This window comes from Pseudescherichia sp. AS216 (assembly GCF_037152055.1).
Lineage (GTDB): Bacteria > Pseudomonadota > Gammaproteobacteria > Enterobacterales > Enterobacteriaceae > Pseudescherichia.
Map to the genome: position 1 here is coordinate 1 of NZ_JBBCMV010000025.1, position 415 is coordinate 415.

Here is a 415-nt window from a genome sequence, read left to right on the forward strand (position 1 = left end):
TGCCGGAGGGCCAGCGCGTCTACTGTCAGGCCGAAAAGCGCTGGCTGGAACATCATCAGGACGATACCTGGTCGGTGTATGATACCAGCGGCGAGCGCTGGCACTATGCCCCCTTCAAACCGGATGAACGTGCTCTGCTCCGGCGCATTTCAGCGCCCTGCGGCAACGATATTCTGTTCGGGTGGAACGCCGATCGGACGTTATATGCCCTGACCGACAGCGCCGGTCAGCGCGTGGTGTGCCGTTATCAGGGCGGGCGTCTTGACAGCGCCTGGCTGGATGATGAGATCTGCCTGGTCAGTTATGCTTATGACGCTGAGGGCCAGCTCGTCACCGTGACGGGCCGGGGCGGTAGCGTGCGCAGACGGTTTTGCTGGCAGGATGGCCTGATGACTGCCCATGAGGATGCAAACGG

At 61.9% G+C, this 415-nt stretch carries 1 pseudogene; it reads left to right on the forward strand.

Features of this window, described 5'->3' with window-relative positions:
• Positions 1 to 415 (forward strand): annotated as a pseudogene (locus WFN61_RS20735) (type IV secretion protein Rhs); the annotation flags it as partial.